Source organism: Achromobacter xylosoxidans (assembly GCF_014490035.1).
Taxonomy (GTDB): Bacteria; Pseudomonadota; Gammaproteobacteria; order Burkholderiales; family Burkholderiaceae_B; genus Achromobacter; species Achromobacter bronchisepticus_A.
In genome coordinates, this window is sequence record NZ_CP061008.1 from 6,196,428 (window position 1) to 6,214,951 (window position 18,524).

The 18,524-nt window shown below is 63.8% G+C and carries 15 protein-coding genes; 10 read left to right on the plus strand and 5 right to left on the minus strand.

What is annotated here, in order from left to right; translation table 11 throughout:
- Nucleotides 1-12: 12 nt before the first annotated feature.
- From IAG39_RS28780 to IAG39_RS28800, 5 genes are all read right to left on the minus strand, one after another.
- On the minus strand, nucleotides 13-798 hold the full coding sequence (locus IAG39_RS28780) for an EAL domain-containing protein (RefSeq protein ID WP_118931638.1): 786 nt from the start codon (nucleotides 796-798) through the stop codon (nucleotides 13-15).
- A gap of 80 nt (nucleotides 799-878) precedes the next feature.
- Complete coding sequence (locus IAG39_RS28785; RefSeq protein ID WP_118931637.1) at nucleotides 879-1,253, minus strand: Hpt domain-containing protein; 375 nt, start codon at nucleotides 1,251-1,253, stop codon at nucleotides 879-881.
- Nucleotides 1,254-1,301: 48 nt separating this feature from the next.
- Entirely contained in the window at nucleotides 1,302-1,931 is a 630-nt protein-coding gene (locus IAG39_RS28790) for a response regulator transcription factor (RefSeq protein WP_118931636.1), read from the minus strand.
- Between the two features lie 13 nt (nucleotides 1,932-1,944).
- Nucleotides 1,945-3,624 (minus strand): ATP-binding protein, encoded by a 1,680-nt coding sequence (locus IAG39_RS28795; RefSeq protein ID WP_118931635.1) that lies wholly within the window; start codon nucleotides 3,622-3,624, stop codon nucleotides 1,945-1,947.
- Nucleotides 3,625-3,647: 23 nt separating this feature from the next.
- Entirely contained in the window at nucleotides 3,648-5,501 is a 1,854-nt protein-coding gene (locus IAG39_RS28800) for an ATP-binding protein (RefSeq protein WP_118931634.1), read from the minus strand.
- A 522-nt stretch (nucleotides 5,502-6,023) separates the two neighbouring features.
- Between IAG39_RS28800 and IAG39_RS28805 the strand changes: the two genes are divergently transcribed.
- The 10 genes from IAG39_RS28805 to IAG39_RS28850 all read left to right on the plus strand — a co-directional run bounded on the left by IAG39_RS28805 (nucleotide 6,024) and on the right by IAG39_RS28850 (nucleotide 18,458).
- Nucleotides 6,024-6,560: a fimbrial protein gene (locus IAG39_RS28805; protein ID WP_118931633.1), complete on the plus strand. Its 537-nt coding sequence runs from the start codon at nucleotides 6,024-6,026 to the stop codon at nucleotides 6,558-6,560.
- A 135-nt stretch (nucleotides 6,561-6,695) separates the two neighbouring features.
- Entirely contained in the window at nucleotides 6,696-7,478 is a 783-nt protein-coding gene (locus IAG39_RS28810; protein ID WP_118931632.1) for a molecular chaperone, read from the plus strand.
- A 41-nt stretch (nucleotides 7,479-7,519) separates the two neighbouring features.
- Entirely contained in the window at nucleotides 7,520-10,018 is a 2,499-nt protein-coding gene (locus IAG39_RS28815; protein WP_223283297.1) for a fimbria/pilus outer membrane usher protein, read from the plus strand.
- 41 nt (nucleotides 10,019-10,059) lie between these two features.
- Complete coding sequence (locus IAG39_RS28820) at nucleotides 10,060-11,082, plus strand: fimbrial protein (protein ID WP_165867776.1); 1,023 nt, start codon at nucleotides 10,060-10,062, stop codon at nucleotides 11,080-11,082.
- 35 nt (nucleotides 11,083-11,117) lie between these two features.
- Nucleotides 11,118-11,933, plus strand: a complete 816-nt coding sequence (locus IAG39_RS28825; protein WP_118931629.1) for a winged helix-turn-helix domain-containing protein — start codon at nucleotides 11,118-11,120, stop codon at nucleotides 11,931-11,933.
- A gap of 528 nt (nucleotides 11,934-12,461) precedes the next feature.
- Nucleotides 12,462-13,022 carry a fimbrial protein gene (locus tag IAG39_RS28830; RefSeq protein WP_059378141.1) on the plus strand — a complete coding sequence of 187 codons (561 nt, stop codon included), beginning with the start codon at nucleotides 12,462-12,464 and terminating at the stop codon, nucleotides 13,020-13,022.
- A gap of 13 nt (nucleotides 13,023-13,035) precedes the next feature.
- Nucleotides 13,036-13,767: a molecular chaperone gene (locus IAG39_RS28835; protein WP_223283296.1), complete on the plus strand. Its 732-nt coding sequence runs from the start codon at nucleotides 13,036-13,038 to the stop codon at nucleotides 13,765-13,767.
- An 81-nt stretch (nucleotides 13,768-13,848) separates the two neighbouring features.
- Complete coding sequence (locus IAG39_RS28840; RefSeq protein ID WP_118931628.1) at nucleotides 13,849-16,473, plus strand: fimbria/pilus outer membrane usher protein; 2,625 nt, start codon at nucleotides 13,849-13,851, stop codon at nucleotides 16,471-16,473.
- Complete coding sequence (locus IAG39_RS28845; protein WP_223283295.1) at nucleotides 16,470-17,231, plus strand: molecular chaperone; 762 nt, start codon at nucleotides 16,470-16,472, stop codon at nucleotides 17,229-17,231. The genes IAG39_RS28840 and IAG39_RS28845 overlap by 4 nt, the downstream gene beginning before the upstream one ends.
- Before the next feature lie 36 nt (nucleotides 17,232-17,267).
- The gene (locus tag IAG39_RS28850; protein ID WP_118931627.1) at nucleotides 17,268-18,458 is read left to right on the plus strand and encodes a fimbrial protein; all 1,191 of its coding nucleotides are present in this window, start codon (nucleotides 17,268-17,270) and stop codon (nucleotides 18,456-18,458) included.
- Nucleotides 18,459-18,524: the final 66 nt, after the last annotated feature.

Here is an 18,524-nt window from a genome sequence, read left to right on the forward strand (position 1 = left end):
CGCCAGGCGTGGCTACCGCTTCCGGCTTTCGATGAACTCGGACAATACGACGGGCGGCGACAGCACATAGCCCTGCCCGTGGCTGCACCCCATGGACTGGAGCAGAGCGATGTCCGGCGCGCTTTCGATGCCTTCGGCGATTACGCGCAGGCCTAGCCGTTCCCCCAGCAACACCGACAGACGCGTGATTTCCCGCGCTTTCCGGTCGCGGCGGATGCGGCGCACGAAGCGTCCGTCGATCTTCAGCTCGGCGATGGGCAGGGCGTTCAATAGCTGCAAGGAAGCATAGCCGGTTCCGAAATCGTCCATGCTGACCTGGCAGCCGGCCTTCGCGAATTTCTTCAAGGACTTGCGCAGCAGTTCAAGGTGGGTGATGGGCTGGTCTTCGGTCAGCTCGATCCGGAAGCGCGTCATTGGGATGTTTGCCGCGGCGGCATAGCCCGTCAGGACGTCGACCGCATCATGGCTGACCAAGGTTGAGGCCGACGCGTTGATCGCCAGCGGCACGTCGATTCCCTGCTCCTGCAGCGCCTGCGCCGCGTCCACCGCCAGCCGGCAGATCTGCTCGAAGAAAAACAGATCCAGGCCCAGTCGATGGACGGCGGGCACGAAATCAGCCGGGCTGATATCGCCCATGGTCGGGTGTTTCCAACGAGCCAGACATTCCGCGGCGACCATTTCGCCATTCAGCAGGTTGAATTGCGGCTGTAGGGCGACGCTCAAGCCGTTGCCTCGCCATGCCATCAACATGACTTCGTGGTCGCCAAGTTGCTGGCATTGCGCTGCAGCGCGTTTCATACATCATTCCTGGTGGACAGGGGAGGAAATTCACATACAGCCACTCTAAGGCGCTTCGGGAACGAAAAATGTAGGAGGATTCAGAATGTGCGGCTCACGCGCTCCAGAACCGCGCTCAGATTCTTGACGACCGGGACGTAGTCCGCCAAAAGCTCCTCACGCGCCTGCCCAGGCTCCCTGACTAGCATGGTCTCAACGCGCAGACAAAGTTCAACCAGGGCGCTGCAGCCCAGCAATTGCGCGGTATTCAGAATTCGATGCGCATATCGTTTGACGTCTAACCACTGCTCCTGTCCGATCGCCAGCTGCAAGGCATCGACGTCCTTCCTGTGGTTGACGTGCAGGCTATGCGCCAGCTCCGCCGCGATGCTCCGGTCGTTACCGACCTTGGAAAGCAGTTCATCGCGCAGCGCAGCCACCGCCTGGTCCTGTGAGCTTTCCTGGTCGGGATGCATGGCCGAAGCCGCTGGGTTGTTCACTCGGAAACAAGTCCTATAAGGTTTTCACATCGATATTTTCGATTTTCTGGCGAAATCGACCAATTCAACCAAGGAACCGATCTGCAATTTGGTCATTATCCTGGTCTTGTGCGTGCTGACCGTTTTATTGCTGATGAATAGCGCATCACCGATTTCCTTGTTGCTCAATCCTTGGGCCAGCATCTGCGTGACGACCATTTCCTTGTTGGAAAGCAGCTCGAGTTTCTTCTGATACGCGTCTGCCACATCCGCCTGGTTGGCCGTCTTGGCCGCGTTCGGAAACACGCGGTAGCCCGCCAGCACGGACTCGATGCAGCGGACCAGTTCCTTGATCTCCAGGCGCTTGCTGGCGTAACCACAGGCGCCGAGCTCGGCCACGCGCAAGGCGAAGACCGAAGGATCATGCGCCGACACCACCAGTATCCGCAAGTCCGGATTGACGGCGAGGATTCTGGAAATGGCTTCCAGGCCGCCCATTTTGGGCATATCCAGATCAAGCACGATCAGATCCGGGCGTTCGCTGCGGGCCAGCGCCAGCGTATCGACCCCGTTGTCCGCTTCCAGTATCCGGCTGGCGCTGGGCAATAGGGCGATTTGCGTCCTGAGCACCAGACGAAACGCTGGATGATCATCCACAATCAAGACTGTCGACATGCTGCCCCTCCCTTCAATGTATCTTAGGTGTGCCGCCCGGCGGCCGCTTGGCATGCGCGAGGATGAAGGACTGCAGCGTCTGCAGATCCACCGGCTTGATCAGCACGGCGTTCATGCTGGCACGCGCGCCCGAAGCCAGATCGAGCTCAAGTTCGCTGGCGGTATAGCCCAGCACCGGCGTGGCCGCATTCATGCCGCCGCCGGCTCTCAAGGCGGCAGTGAAAGCGGTGCCGTCCATGACGGGCATGACGCAGTCGCAGATGATCAGATCAAACTCCAGCCGTTCCGCCAATGCCAGACCGGCCGCGCCATTCTGCGCGAATTGCGCGGAATGCTTCAACATCCGCAATTGATGCTTGAGCAGCAGCCGGTTGGCTTCATGGTCGTCGATGACGAGCAAGCGCAAGCCGCCGGCATCGGCCGCAATTGGCGCAGTAGCCGCCGCCACAGTGGCGCTTTCCGAAGGCGGCAGCGCCAAGGGCAAGCGCACCGTTACCCTGGCGCCCTGCCCGGCCGTGCTGGATATTTCCATGGAACCGCCCATCAGACGCGTCAATTCGCTGCATATGGACAGTCCCAGTCCGATGCCTGCGCCTTGTTCCCGAACCATGGGTTCAAAGTGCGGCACTGCCAGTCTGGCCTGCACCTCCTCGGCAATCCCGGGGCCGGTGTCCGCGACGCACAGCGCAATCCACTGCACCTCCTCCGTCGCGCGCGTGGCGCTCAGCGATACATCGATGCGGCCATGATCCGTAAAGCGGACCGAATTGGATAACAAGTTATCCAGCAGTTGCTTCAAGCGGATCGGATCCGAAAAATGACGCTCGGCAAGGTCGCCGCCGATGTCCAGTGTTAGCTGCAGGCCCTTTGCCTGCGCTGCGGCCCGAAACGGAGCCAGCGTGTCCGCCGCCAGCGCGCGCAGGTCGACATTCTGCCGCCGCAGCTGCAAGTGACCGGTTTCCAGCTTGGATATGTCGATCAGGCCACCGATCAGCGACAGCAGCGATTGCGCCGACTGGCGCGACATGGCAAGCCGCTCGCGCACCGCGCCAGAAAGTCCATCACGCGACAGGATCAGTTCAAGCATGCCGATGATCGCGTTCAGAGGGGTACGGAGCTCATGGCTGATGAACGCCAGATACGTCGACTTCATCAAATTGGCCCTTTCCATGTTCAGCCGGGTTTCGGACACGTCACGCAACATGTCGGGAAAACCGCGAAAACGCGCGCTACCCCCAATCAAGCCGATGAGGGTGCCGTCCTCCCCTCGCAACGGCGCCGCCCACGCGGCCACCCCGCAAGTGGAATCATGCTGGAACGGATGTTCGCGGACCAAGGTTTCGCCGCTCGCCAGCACTTGGCGATAGTCGCGGATTATTTCGTTCAGATTGGCCGGCAGGTCGCTGCCGGAGGCCGGCGCGGACAAGGAGTCCTGCGGAACATGCAGAGGGCGGTTCCAACCCTCGCGGCGACAGATAGCTGCGTACTCCTTGAGCGCGTCGTTGCGCGTCACCAGATTCAGGTCGAGATCCCGGATGAATATCCCGGCGGGCAGCGTATCCGCCAAGCTCGCAAGCTCGGCCAGCTCGCGGCGCGGCGACCTGGCGCCGAGAATGCGCAGCGCGATCCAGACCAGCATGACCACCAGCGCCGCGACCAACGCCATGTTCAGGAACACGGAAAGCGTGAGCATGGCGCCAGGCTCGCGATGAACCACTATGCCGCTCCGTCCCGCGCCAGTGCGCTTGCGCCGCGCGCCGCCGGCAGACAGGAATCAATGGCGTCCGCCAACGCCCGCAGACCGGCGGGCTTGACCAACACCTCGTTCATGCCGGCCCGCAGGCCCGTCTCGCGATCCTCTGGACGCGCACCGGCCGTGTATCCCAGTACGGGAATGGCCGCGTTTTCGCCCGCGCCTGCGCGCAACGTCCGCGTGAACTCGGCTCCGTCCATGTCCGGCATCTCACCAGCGCAGACGACCAGATCGAACCCGCTTCCCCTAATCAACGCCAAGCCCTGCGCGCCATCAATCGCCATCTGCACGGCATGGCCGAGGAATTCCAACTGGCTTTTCAACAGCAGGCGGTTGCCGGCCTCGCTTTCAACCACAAGCATCCGCAGCCCGGTGGCGGGCCGCTGCGTCATTCCGAGCATGATCTCTTGCGGCGGGTCGGGCTGCTCGCCGGATCCAAGCATCAGCGGCACGCGGACATAGACGTGCGTACCCTCGCCCACGACGCTGGAGATGCGGATGGTTCCTCCAACACGATCCACTATCTGCCGGCAATAGTGCAAGCCCAGTCCGGCGCCATCGGGCGAGGCGCTCAACCCCGCTTCGTAGCGGGACGCCGACAGCTTCTGCTGTATGTAAGGGTCTATGCCGCTACCGGTATCGATCACCGACAGCGTGAGCCATTGCCGGCCATCCTCCACCGGAGCGCCGTCCAGATGTATCCGGACGCCACCCCGTTCCGTGTACCGGATGGCGTTGGAAAGAAAGTTGTTGAGCAACTGATTCAGCCCCTGAACGTCCATCATGTGGCTGGCGGCAACCCCGGGAGCCACTTCGACCGTCAGGCTTATGCCCTTCTCGTAGGCGCTAGGCGCGAACAACGAAGCCACGTCGGCCAAGACCCTGGGCACCGAATTGGATACACGCGCGCTCGCCAGATCGCCAGTCTCCATCCTCCGCGTATCGACGATGGACGGAATCAACTGGAGCAGAGACTGGGTGGACAAACGCACGGTCGCCAACATTTCTTTCGACTGCCGCGGCATCGCGGCGTCAAAGGACGCCATTTCCAACAGGCCCGCCATGGCGTTCAAGGGATTGCGCACATCTCGGCTGACCGCAGCCAGGAATCGGGTCTTCATGTTGTTGATGCGCTCTGCCCTGCGGTGTGCGCCTGCCGAGTCGTCCAGCGACTGGCTATGACCCAGGAAGTAGCTGCCCACGCATAGCACGCCAATGACGTGGCTATCCAACCCGCGTATAGGCGCGGCCAGCCCTTGGTATGGCGCCCTGATGCCGACAGCCTCCAGCACATTGTAAAAATCGAACGCACAAGTTTCCCCCGTGGCCACTGCGGCGCGATACACCTGCACGACCTCGGCCGTGTTGCGCGGCAACGGAATCTGGTCTTTCTCCTCGCCGGACAAGAACCCCAGATCGATGTACTCGGGTCTCGACCACCCATTCCTGATGACAATGTCTGCGAAGCGCTGCATACCCGCGCTGGATCCGACCATGCGCAGCGACTTTTCGCGGACGGACATATCCACGGGGGCCGCAGCGATCAGATGCACGGCTTGCTGCAAGCGCCGCTGCGGATCGCGGTCTTGTGCCGTGGTGCGTTTCAGTATCAGCCCGACCCACAGAAGGGCAAGAAGCAATACGCCGTTTAGCGCCCAGGACAGGGGCTCGGCCAATGCGAACCGCTGCCAGAACGCGGCAGCAGTCGGTGCGCCCAGTGCGCATAGGGAGACAAGAATGGCGGCCGCCCCAACCGCCGACCGGGCGCGGACGACGCCGCTGCGCTGCATGGCGCTCGCAAGAACTTCCGGCTTCATCTGGAGAGTGTCGGTGGTCGTGCCTGTGGCTGGATTTGGTATGCGCTGCGCACCGGCGATTTTATCGCAGAAGGCCTGCCGTCATCCTATTGCACACGTCCGCGCGTCAGTAAAACCGTTGAAACGTTGCTTTCAAATCACGATCCAGAAGAGCCCAAAAAATACCAATCAAGACGCCTTATTCGGACAATATTGGCAATTATTGGCAAGAATCGCCAATCATCTTTTTCATATGAAATTTCATACAACAAGAAGGGAGGATTCCTACACTATCAGAATCCTGATTCCATTAATTTTCAGTCACCGACGAAATGCAGGCAGCGGGATTCGGAGGAGCAGAAAAATGGATTATTTGACTGCGCCCTTTCATCGATATTCGAATTGAATTTCGATAATAGCCGGATCGCACGGAAGTTAATTCCTGAAAACCGAAAGACAGCATTTCGAAAGTCGGTCGCCCCCTGTTTTCAATAACCCCAGGCGGCGCTTTTGATTATTAATCGACTCAGGATATTTACTTCCATGAACAAGAATACGATTGCCAAGTTTGCCCTGCTCGCCACGGCGGCAGCGGTTTCCCAAGCCGCCCTGGCCGAAGACGGACGTGTCCAATTCAACGGCGAAATCGTCGATGCGCCTTGCTCGGTCTCCCCTGGCGCGACGAATCTGGTCGTCCCCCTCGGCAAGGTTTCGCGCGCCAGCATGGACGGCGCCGCGGGCAAGCATTCGACTCCCGCCCAATTCGAGATCCAGCTGACCGATTGCAGCGCATCGGCCAAGGGCGCGAGCATCACGTTCAGCGGCACGCCGGACAGCATCAGCACCGACGTGCTTGCCATCTCGAATTCGGGCGGCCTGACCGCCAGCGCCTCCGGCGTCGCCGTCGAACTGCGTGACGCTTCACGCGCCAAGATCGCGTTGGGTTCGCCCTCCCCGAAGTATGTACTCGGCGTTGGCACCAACAACCTGAAGTTCGAGGCCGCCTACGTTTCGACCGCCGCCACCGTCACCCCCGGCCCGGCCAACGCCACCGCGCAGTTCACGGTGAACTACAACTGACGCCGTTTTGCCCGACCGCCGGCCCCGCGCGGGGCCGGCGCCAAGCCTCCACAGAGCAGACGGTTCCAACGGAACCGCGACCTGAATCGCCGCCAAAGCCCATGGAAGGCTTGCGAGCAAGACATCGAGATCCTCATGCTGAAAGACATCGCGCAACAGTTCGTGCTCAAGGCGCGACCCTTCATGATTTTCGCCCTGGCGGCCACGCTGGCCCACGCCAATGCAATGGCTGGCGTACTGGTCGGCGGCACCCGCGTCATTTTCAATGAGAAGGACCGCGAGTCCTCCATTCCCGTCAAGAACACCGGCACGTCCCCTTACGTCGTGCAGGCCTGGATCGATAGCGGCGAAGGCAATACAAAAACGCCGTTCGTGGCCAGCCCGCCGCTGTCGCGGCTGGACCCCGGCCAGGAAAACGTGCTGCGCATACTGCGCTTGGCCGGCAATCTGCCTCTCGACCGCGAATCGGTGTTCTGGTTGAACGTCAAGGAAATCCCGGAAAAGAGCCCGGACGAGAACGTGCTGCAGATCGCAGTGCGCACCCGCATCAAACTGTTCTACCGGCCTGCGGGCCTGGCGGGCAAACCTGGCGAACAGCGTCAGCAGCTGCAATGGGCTGTCGCCTCCGGCGGCAACGGCGCGGTGCTGAAGATCGCCAATCCTTCCGCCTATCACGTCACCTTCGCCACGCTGAACATCAACAACGGCCAACAGCAGATCAACGGCGGAATGGTGTCGCCCGGCGCCGTGCTGGAGTACCCCTTGTCCGGACTGTCCGCGCCTAGAGACCTGGACGTCGTGTTCACGACCATCAACGACTACGGCGCCGAGACTCCCGAGGAAAAAGTCCGCGTGCCCAGCGCGCAGGTCCCGGTTCACGTCAAGGCCGAACCCATCGCGCCTGCCGCAAGCCGCTAACGCCCGGAGCTCAAGCAATGAAAGGCGTATCGCAGGGTCGCATGCCCCCTTCCGCGGCATTGGCATCGCTGTTGCTGGGCCTGGCCTCCTTTTCAGGCCAGGCCGCCGAGCCGGCGGGCGCTGTCTTCAATCAGGAATTCCTCGGCACGGGTGGCGACCAGCCGCAGGCAGACCTGTCCATCTTCAGTTTCGGCAATAGCGTGCTGCCGGGCGAGTACCTGGCCGACGTAATCGTCAACGACCAGTCGCTGGGCAAGAGCAGAATCATCATCCAAGCCCAGGAAGGCCAGCAGCAGCCCTCGGTCTGTCTGACCCGAAACCAGCTGGAAACCTGGGGCGTCAATATGGCCGCGCTGCCCGAATCGGCAGGCGCGGACGGCTCCTGCGTGGACCTGGCCGCGCTGATACAGGATGCGACGGTGAGCTTCGACGGAGGAAAACAGCGGCTGCTCCTGAGCATTCCGCAGGCCGCAGTCAAACGCACGGCCCGCGATTCTGTCGATCCGACCCGCTGGGATAGAGGCATCACCGCGGCCTTGCTGGACTATCAGCTCAACATGTCCCGCCAAGGCGGCGGTTCATCCCGCAGCGACGACGGCTCATCCAAGAACGGCGCCGAATCGCCCTATATGGGCTTCGCCGGCCTGCGCGGCGGCTTCAACTTTGGCGACTGGCGCCTGCGCCATAGCTCCAACTACAACCGCGGCTCCGACGGCCGCGGCAAATGGCAGACGGTGGAAACCAATCTGCAGCGCGACTTGCGCTCGATCAATGGCCAACTGTTGATCGGCGACGGCAACACGCCCGGCAACTTCTTCGACAGCGTGCCGTTCCGCGGCGTGCAGGTCTCTTCGGACGACTCCATGCTGCCGGACAGCATGCAAGGCTACGCGCCCACCATACGTGGCATCGCGCGGACCAATGCGCTGGTCACCGTCAGACAGAACGGCTACATCGTGTACAGCACCTATGTCGCGCCCGGCGCCTTCGTGCTGGACGATCTGTACCCCTCCTCCTCCGGCGGGGACCTGGAAGTCACCATTACGGAATCGGACGGCCGCCAGAACCGCTACGTGCAAGCCTATGCCTCGGTGCCCACGCTGTTGCGCGAAGGCACCTGGCGCTACAGCGCCACCGCCGGGCGCTACCGCAACGCCTACGGTTCCAGCGAACGCGAGCCCACCTTTGTGCAAGGCACCGTCGCGCGCGGCCTGGGCCAGGAATTCTCGCTGTATGGTGGCGTCACCGCAGCCAGCATCTATCAATCCGGACTGGTGGGCGTGGGCAAGAACCTGCGCAGTTTCGGCGCGGTTTCCCTGGATCTGTCACATGCCCGCACCTCCACCGAGCGCTTGAAGACTCAGGGGCAATCGGTGCGCTTCCTGTATGCCAAGTCATTCGACGAAGCAGGCACGAATTTCCGCATCGCCGGCTATCGCTATTCCACCAGCGGCTACAGGACTTTCCAGGAAGCGACCGGCGCCGACGAATTCGAACTGGGCGGCAGAATGCCCAACCGCCGCAATGAACTGCGGTTGGACGTGGCCCAGTCGCTCGGTTCCTGGGGGTCGGTCTACGCGTCGGCGCGCCAGCAATCGTACTGGCAGACGAATCAGAAGGAACGGCTGATCCAGGTCGGATACTCCGGCTTCTACAGGCAGGTCAGCTACAACGTCTTCGTCAACATGAACACTGGCCGCAATGGTTCGAACGACCGTCAAGTCATGTTGTCCGTGTCGATTCCGCTGGGTACCTCGCGCAGCAGCGCGCAGTATTCCGTGGTCACGGGCAACAACGGCCAGACCAGCCACCAGGCCAGCGTTTTCGGCTCCGCGCTCGAAGACGACCAGCTTACCTACAACCTGACGGCCGCCACGTCCAATCAGAGCGGCGTCAGCAGCACCGGCAACGCCAGCTATCTGTCCAAGATTGGCCGCTTCGATCTGGGTGCGTCGCAGGGACGCGGCTACAACCAGATCAACCTGGGCCTGTCGGGCGGGATCGTGGCGCATGCCGACGGCGTGACGCTGGGCCAACCCCTGGGTGAAACCGTTGCCCTGGTGCGCGCGCCGTCAGCCGAGGATGTGCGCTTCGAATCGCATCCAGGCGTGAGCACCAACGCCAGCGGCTACGCCATCGTTCCGAGCCTGAGCCCCTACCGTTCCAATCGCCTGGCCATGCGCACCGCTGACCTGGGCGACACCGTTGAAGTCAGGAACGCGGCGGTGAACTTGGTTCCCACCCGTGGCGCGGTGATACAGGCGGGATTCGATACGGTCGTGGGCTATCGCCTGATGATGACGCTAACCCGCAAGGACAACAGCGTGGTGCCGTTCGGGGCGCGCATCGACGACGAAGCGGGCCAGGAAATCGGCATCGTGGGGCCGGACGGCCAGGCCTTCGTGACGGGTGCTCAACAGTCCGGAAAGATGCGCATCGTGTGGGGCCGTGGCGCCAGCGACAGCTGTGGCGTGTCCTACAGCCTGCCGCAAGAGGAGCGTCCCGCCCCCATACGGGAAGTCAGCTACGTGTGCCAATGATGCGCGCATTGAAAATCGCAAGACACATGAACGGATATGAGATGAAAGCACCTCACGCGGTCAAAGGAAAACACATAGGCGGCATGTTGGCCGCGGCACTCCTGGCGCTGATGTCGTTCGGGTATGCGCCGCAAACTCTCGCGCAATGCGTACTGGGAGAAGGGATAGACAAGAATGTGATCACTCTGGACTTTGGTCCCGTTGTCGTACCGCCGAACACGCCGGTGAGCCTGACCAGCCCGATAGCTGACAAGAGATTTCGGATCAGCCATAAGAGCATAGTCCTGATCGATTGCAGGAAAAGCAAAATCGACGGCGCCAGGATGGGCTCCATCCTGAAAGGAGCGCCGGTAAGCGGCTCCAACTCCGTGTTTCGGACGAACATTCCCGGCATCGGCATTCGAATCGGATTTCGGATGTGGGAGCAGGACGGAACCCAGTATTTCCCCATCACGTCGCCCATGGGCAAGGGCAGCTACGGAACAAGCACCAGCCCCAACTGGGTAATACATGCCCAGCTCTTCAAGATTGGCCAAACCACCGGGAACGGAGCTCTCGAACCAGGACAGTACGCAGCCATGTACTCGTCCCACGAGCCGCTGAAGGCTCTGCAAGTGACCGTCAGCGGGCGCTCCACGTCCATCGTCACCCCGTCATGCACCGCCGCCCCTACCGCGCCCGTCCAGTTAGGCAAGGTCTGGAAGAACCTGTTCAGCTCGGTCGGCAGCACCGCCGCCGAACAGCGCTTCAACATCCAGCTGAACTGCCGCGAAGCCAAGCCCGAACTGAATGCCGTGTACCTGCGCATGGACGCCAAACCCGACGCCTCGGGGATACCCGGCGTGATCGCCTTGAGCCCCGACGCCAATGCGGCGACCGGCGTGGGCATCCAGATCCTGGACAAAGACCGCCAGCCGGTCACCTACGGCCAAAGCAACTTGGTCGGCATGTCCAAGGACGGTGTCTACGACGTGCCATTCCACGCTCGCTACTACCAGACTGCAAACCAGGTTACCGTCGGCGTGGCGAACGGCACGGCCACGTTCACGCTTGAATACAAATAAGCCCCATCGAACCCACGAACCACAGGCCACTGATCATGAAAAAACCCGCTTTCAACCACACCGTCCATGTTTGCGTCGAAGCCATAGAGCCGGCCGCGACGCTGGTGCAGGGACTGGGCGACCGCGTCCAGATGGTATGCCTGACCCAATCCGTCCTTCGATTGCAGGAGCAGCTGGCCGAGCCAGGATTGCACTATGTCGTCATGCACGGCAGCGTGGAGTGGCTGGCCGCCATGCTGGGCGCGCGACGCGGCCCCTACGTCGCCGGACTGGTGGTCATGATCACCGCCAATGACTCCTCCAACGCGCGGGCCGAACTGATATGCGCCGGCGCCGACGCCTGCCTGGCCTCGAACGCGGGCATCGATGAACTGCTGGCGGCGCTGAGCAGCCTGGAACGCCTGTCCTCGGCATTGCGTACGCGCCTGCAGCGTGAAGCCGCCACTGCCCCCGAAGCCCTGGCGCGGCAGCGCCGCGCCCTGGCGGGGACCATCGCGACGGTCCGCGTGACGCCGGTCCGCGAATGGGCGCTGGTCGAAACGGAGAAAGCGCTGCACGCGCCTGACAGCGCGGGCAAGATCGCGTTGAGCAACAAGGAATTTGCACTGCTGTCGTGCCTGCGCGGGCATGACTTCCAATACTGCAGCATTGCGGACCTGCACCGCGAGGTCTGGCCGGATGCCGCGGGCCGCCCCGTGCATCTGCAACGCGCCATCGTTTCCAGCGTGGTCGGCCGCCTGCGCCGGAGAGCGCGCATGGCGGGAATCGAACTGCCGCTGCGCACGAGCTATGGGCAGGGCTACACCTTCGTCCATCCGCTCAACAGCGCCAGCCAATCCGTCGTCGGTTGAACAGACGCAAGATGATCAGGTGACGGCCGGGGTGGCGAATGGCACCGCCACGTTCACGCTTGAATACAAGTGAGCCGATTCCAACCCTCGGACCGCTGGCCCCCGATCACAAAAAGCCCGCATTCGGCCATGCGCCCGGCAGCGCGGGCATGACTTCCACTACTGCAGTATTGCGGATCGCGCAACGCGAGGTCTGGCCGGATGCCTCTGACCACCCGGCGCATCCGCAACCTCCCCGGCCAACGCAACCCTACGCAAATTCGTAATCCTCAGACGCGGAAATCGATGTCTTCCGACTAAATTTCCCGGCCCTGCCCCATAAAGTGTTCGTACTCGCCGGCTCGCACAGATTCGAGCATGCGGCCGACGGGTACGAACCGCCTGGATATCACCGCATTCGCGGCGTCCGGCCTTACATGAATCCCCAGAAAGATCGCTGCTTTCCGGACGCGCAAGGACCCCGGTCCGTCTCGCGCCCGGGGCAGTTTCGATCGCCGCGGGCAAGCCTAGCTTCAAAGGAAACACAACATGAAACGCAGTCTCGTCGCCTCTCTCCTGGCCTCCGGAGCCCTGATCTCCGTGCTCGCGCCGGTACCTGCCCATGCGGTCGACGGCGTCATCAACTTCATGGGCGTCATCCGCGCGCCAGGTTGCGACATCAATGGCAACACCCCGGGCCTGGGCAACACGCAGACAGTGCAGCTGGGCACGCCCACGCCGGAAGAAGTCGGTCTGGGCAATGCCGTCGAAGCCGAGTTCCAGCTGAATCTTGCAGGCGGGGCAGGCTGCACCGACGGCAGGAAGGTCCGCATCATGTTCGACCCGACCAACGGCACCTCAGCGGGCAACCTGGCGCTGCTGGACGCCGACCGCGCGCCCAACGTGGAGATCCAGATCCGCAACAACGCGGCTGGCAACACCGGCATCATTCCCATTGGCGGTTCGGAAATCACGCCGCAGGTCGCCACGATCACGGGCAATCCGGGCACGGCGGAACTCAAGTACGCCGCCAAGTATGTCGAGGTCGGCGGCGCGGCGGGCGCTGGCTCCGGCGCGTCGAGCATCAAGTATCTGCTGTCCTACAACTAAGCGCGGGCCAGTCATGGCGTCGATAGCGCGCATCGTTTCATCCCTGACGGCCGTCTGCGCCATGACCCTGTGCGCCTGGGCTACACCGGTCCGGGCCGGACTGGTGCTGCAAAGCACGCGCCTGGTCATCTCACCGGATTCCCGCGACACGACGCTGGCCATCCGCAACGCGGGCGCCGGCCCCGTGCTGGCGCAGAGCTGGCTGGACGATGGCAATGCGGACAGGTCACCGGCGGACATGCGCGTGCCTTTCGTCCTGGCGCCCGCGGTCGTGCGTGTGGACCCGGACAGCGGCGCCGTGCTGCGGATCTCTTACACCCGCGAGCCGCTGCCCGCAGATCGCGAGAGCCTGTTCTATCTCAACGTGCTGGAGACGCCGCCGCGCGATCCGAACGACTCCAATGTGTTGATCTTCCAGTTCCGCTCGCGCATCAAGGTGTTCTTCAGGCCCGCCTCGCTGCGCCCCCACGTCCAGGCCGCGCCGGCCCTGTTGAGCTGGAAGCTGCGCGGACGGGCGCTGGAAGTCACGAACCCGACGCCTTACCACGTCTCCTTCGCCAGCGTCGATCTGGTCGCGGGCGACAAGCGCAGCGCGCTCGAGGGTGGCATGGTCGCCCCATTCGACACCGCGCGCTTCGCGTTGCCGCCCCGCGCGGCCAAACCCGCGGGCCCGGTCTCGGTCCGGTACGAGGTCATCACCGACTACGGCGGAACCACCAAGGCAGAGCAGGCCGTTACCGAGTAAAGGCGCGGCGCGGCTTGCGCCCGCGAACCACAGAGCTGACACGTCCCGATGGAAAATCTACACGCAAGGGCTTGCCCCCGCTTGCCTGACCTTGCTCGCCCCGCGAACCGGCGCCGGGCGGCCGAAAGGCTCGCATCCGGTCTTGCCGCCGCGCTGGCGGCGGCCTGGGTCGCTCCCGTACACGGCAAGCAGGCGTTCTTCGACCCCCAGATGATGTTCCAAGGCGCAGGCGGCACGGCCATCGACACCAGCCGCTTCGAGCGCGGCAACTTCATGGAGCCCGGCCTGCACAAGCTGGACGTCTACGTCAACGGCCAGTGGCGCGGCGTGGAGGAGGTCCCGTTCCGCCTCCTGGCCGGCAGCGACAGCACCACGCCGTGCTATGACAGCGCATTGCTGGCGCGCCTGGGCCTGGACGTCGACAAGGCCGCGCGCGGCGAGGGCATGCTTGCGCTATACGCTACCGCAGCCTGCGGCGAGCTGTCGCGCTACGTGCCCGGCGCGCAGGTCAAATTGGAGGTGGCCGAACAGAAGCTCTATCTCACCGTACCCAAGTACTATCTGCGCATCTCCACGCCCGGCGTCTACGTGGATCCGTCGAACTGGGACTTCGGCGTGACCGCGGCCCGGCTGAACTACAACAGCAATCTCTTCACCTCTGAAAGCCGCGGCACACGCACCACGCGCGGTTATGCGGGCCTGAATGCCGGCATCAACGTGGGCGCATTCCGGCTGCGCCACTACGGCAGCGCAACCTGGTCTCCGGGCCACGGCGCGAACTATCAGCGCGGCTACACCTATCTGAAGACCGACGTACCGGCATGGAAGTCGCAGCTGTTGATGGGAGAGAGTTCCACCGACGGCGACCTGTTCGACTCCGTATCGTTTCGGGGCGTGCAACTGGCCAGCGACGAACGCATGCTGCCCAGCGCGTTGCGTTCCTATACCCCGGTTGTCCGCGGCACGGCCAACAGCAATGCCCAGGTATCGGTGTATCAGCGTGGCTACCTCGTATACGAAACCACCGTGGCGCCCGGCCCCTTCGCGCTCGAAGACCTGCAGGCGGCGGGATATGGCGGCGACCTGGACGTGCGCATCGTGGAGGCGGACGGTAGCGCGCGCAGCTTCGTCGTGCCCTTCGCCACGACAGTCCAACTGCTGCGGCCCGGCACCAGCCGCTACAGTCTGACCGCGGGGCGGGCGATAGATCTGGGCCTGGGCAGCAGCTCACAATATTTGCTGCAGGGCACGTTCAAGCGCGGGCTGGGCGACATGTACACGGGTTACGGCGGCCTCGCTTTCACCCGGCACTATGGTTCGGCGCTGGCTGGCGCCGCCGTGAACACCGCGCTGGGCGCATTCGCGGCCGACGTCACGCTATCCCGCGCCGAGCTGCCGGACGAAGGCACGCGGACGGGCGCCAGCTACCGCCTGTCGTACAGCAAGAACCTGCCCAATAGCGGTACCAACTTTTCGCTCCTGGCCTACCGCTATTCCACCAGCGGCTTCGTGGGCTTGCGCGAGAGCATCGCGCTGCAAGGCGCGCCGCAGCGCTACCGCTGGTTCGGCGACGTGGGCCGCACGCGCGGGCGGCTCGACGCCAACATCAGCCAGCAACTGGGGGGCAACGGCGGAAACGTCTATCTGTCGGGGTCGGCCATCCAATACTGGCAAGGCCGTGGCAACACCATCAACTTCGCGCTGGGCTACAGCAACCGTTGGCGCGACATTTCCTATTCCTTCGGCGTGCAGCGCATGCAGAACCTGGCCACCCGCAATTCCTACCGGGGCGGCGGCCGCGACAATTCCACCCTGGTCACCGTGAACCTTTCGATTCCCCTGGGGCGGGCCGAGCGCGGCGCCCCTACGCTCAACAGCTACTACAGCGCCGATTCCCGCGCCGGCGCCAACTTCACCACCTCGGTCGCCGGCTCGATGGGCGAGTCCGACCGCGGCACCTATTCGGTATCCGCGTCTCATGCCAGCCGCGAGAACGCCAACTCGGCAAGCGCAAACATCGGCTACCGGCTGCCGCAGTCCTGGGTGGGAGCCGGTATTTCGCAGGGAGCAGGCTACCGCCAGGCGTCGCTGAACGCGTCGGGCGGGGTGCTTGTCCATGCTGGCGGCGTGACCTTCTCGCAGACGTTGGGGGAAACAATCGCGTTGGTAAGCGCTGACCACGCGGAAGGCGCGCAGATCGGCCACGGCGGCGACCGCCTGGACGGCCGCGGCTACGGCGTCGTCGCCAGCCTGAGCCCATACCAGCTCAACACCGTCGACATCGATCCGCGCGACATTCCCGACGACGTAGAGCTGCAGGCCAGTTCGCGCAACGTGGCGCCCCGCGCCGGCGCAGTCGTGCTGCTGTCCTACCCGACCCGCGTGGCCCGGCCGGTGTTGATCGACGCCCGCCAGGCCGACGGCGCCGCGCTGCCCTTTGGCGCGGAAGTGCTGAACGCCGCCGACGGCAAGCCGGTGGGCGCGGTGGGCCAGGGCAGCCGAATCGTCATGCGGGTGGAGCAGGATCAAGGCCGCGTCATCGTGCAGTGGGGACCCGGGCCGCAGCAGCGCTGCGCCATCGACTACGCTCTGCCCGAGCGCGCGCGGCAACGCGCCCGGGGTTACGACGCGCTTTCCCTTACCTGCGCGCCGATGCCGGCGGACGGCGGCAGGCCTGCGGGTCCCGGCCCGGTGGCGCGCCGATGATGCGCCTTCTGCGCGCATGCGCGCTGCGCCTGGCCGCCTGCCTGCCGATGGCCGGCATGGCAGCCTGGGCGCATGCGGATCTGACCGTGACCGGCACACGCTTCATCTATCCTGCGCAAGCCAGGTCGCTAACGATACGCACCAGCAACTCGGGGGAGATACCCATCCTGGTGCAGACTTGGCTGGATCAGGAGCAAGCGCAGGCGCGCACCGATCCCAGCAAGCTGCCCGTTCCTTTCGTGCTGACACCCCCGGTCTACCGGCTGGATGCCGGCGAGCGCAAGGCGCTGGAACTGCGCTACACGGGCGAACCCCTGCCGCGCGACCGCGAATCGGCATTCTGGATCAATTTCCTTGAAATCCCCTCGCTGCGGCTATCGCGCCGCAACCAGCTGCAGCTGTCATTCCGGCTGCGGATGAAGGTCTTGTTCCGTCCGCCGGAGTTGCAAGGCGATCCTCGGGAGGCCCCGGCGCAAGTCGCTTGGAAGTATCGGCGCACGGGTGACGTCGCGGCGCCATGGCTGCTGGAAGCGCACAACCCCACCCCTTTCCATGTGTCCCTGGCGCGGCTGGAGCTTCCCGCCGCGGCGGGCGTGCAACGCCTGGACGGCTTGACCTTGCCGCCCTACGCCACCGCCCGCTTCGCGCTGCCCGCCGGCCATCAACCCCAGGCGCACGCAAGCACGCTGCGCTACGAGGCCGCCGATGACACCGGCGAGCTGATCCACGGCGCGGCAGCGCTCGCAGCCGCAAACTGAGTCCGAGCCGATCCCGGCATCCAGGAGTACACCCTGATGAGCAAGCTCTCTATTCCCGTACGCACCCGTACGATCGAAAAACCGGCACGGCCCGCCCTACTCCTGCTGGCCGCCGCGGTGGCATTGCCGTGCGCCCCGGTTCGCGGCGAACTGGTCATGAACCGCCCCGCCATCCATTGCAGCCAGTCGAACCAGGCCGGCGGCCCCTGGCGTGAAGTCTCGCCGCTGACCAGTTCCTCGCAGATCGGCGATGTGCTGTTCGAGCGGGGCGCCGGGCTATTCAACAATTTCCAGCTTGGTTCGGGCGTGGGAGCAGGCATCCTCCACGAACTGGTTGCCGCTGCGCAGTGGGGCCCCAATACAGGCGTGGCCGCCGACGGCACGGCGCAGACAAACGTACCCGGCATCGGGCTACAGGTATCCGTCATGGGCGCCGACGGCGTCGAAAGACGGATCAAACCCGGCACGCTGCCCGTGGTCCTGGACAAGCGTCCTGTGTACTACGACACCGCCGGGTCCGCGTCGCAGAAAAACTCCACCGTCACCGAGTACATTCAACGCCTGATACTGACCGACGCCGCGGCCAACCTGCCCAGCGGTGAACTGAAAGTGACGGGCGTGGACCCCAACATCACGCTGATGCTCTATGCCATCAACTACCAGCAGGGCGCGGTGAGCTACGGCGAGGCCATCCAGAACTTTCCCGTCTGGACACCGGGCATTACCGGCGTCTGCGGCAGCCTGCCGTTTTCCTACCAGGGCACCGGCGTCATCGGCATTGGCGGCGGCACGGGGGTAATCGTCCCCAACAAATGCGAGGTCGGCGCCTACCGGACGATCCCTGTCTCGCTGGGAGACCTGCCCCTCTCTCTGTTCGATACACCGGGAGCCACCTCGCCTGCCAAGGAATTCTCCATCGTGCTCACCCAATGCAGCGCCTCGGCCAAGCCGACCATTACTTTTGCCGACAAGTACGGCCCCAACACCGATCCCCATGTGCTGAACCTGAAGCCCGGGTCTGAAGCCGCCGAGGGCATAGGCATCGCCATGATCAACGATACCGGCAAAGTCCCGGTCCGTTTCGGCGCCGCGTATGACATGCAGCGCGTCGGCGACCAGGCCGTCCTGACGCTGCGGGCCCACTACATCCGAACGGCGCCGGTCGACGGAGCGGTCAAGGCCGGCATCGCCGACGGCAGCGCGGAGTTCACCTTCGAGTTTCCCTGAGACCAGGGCGCCTCATGCCAACAGGGCCATGGACGCGCGCGCCCATGGCCCTGTTCATGCACTGTC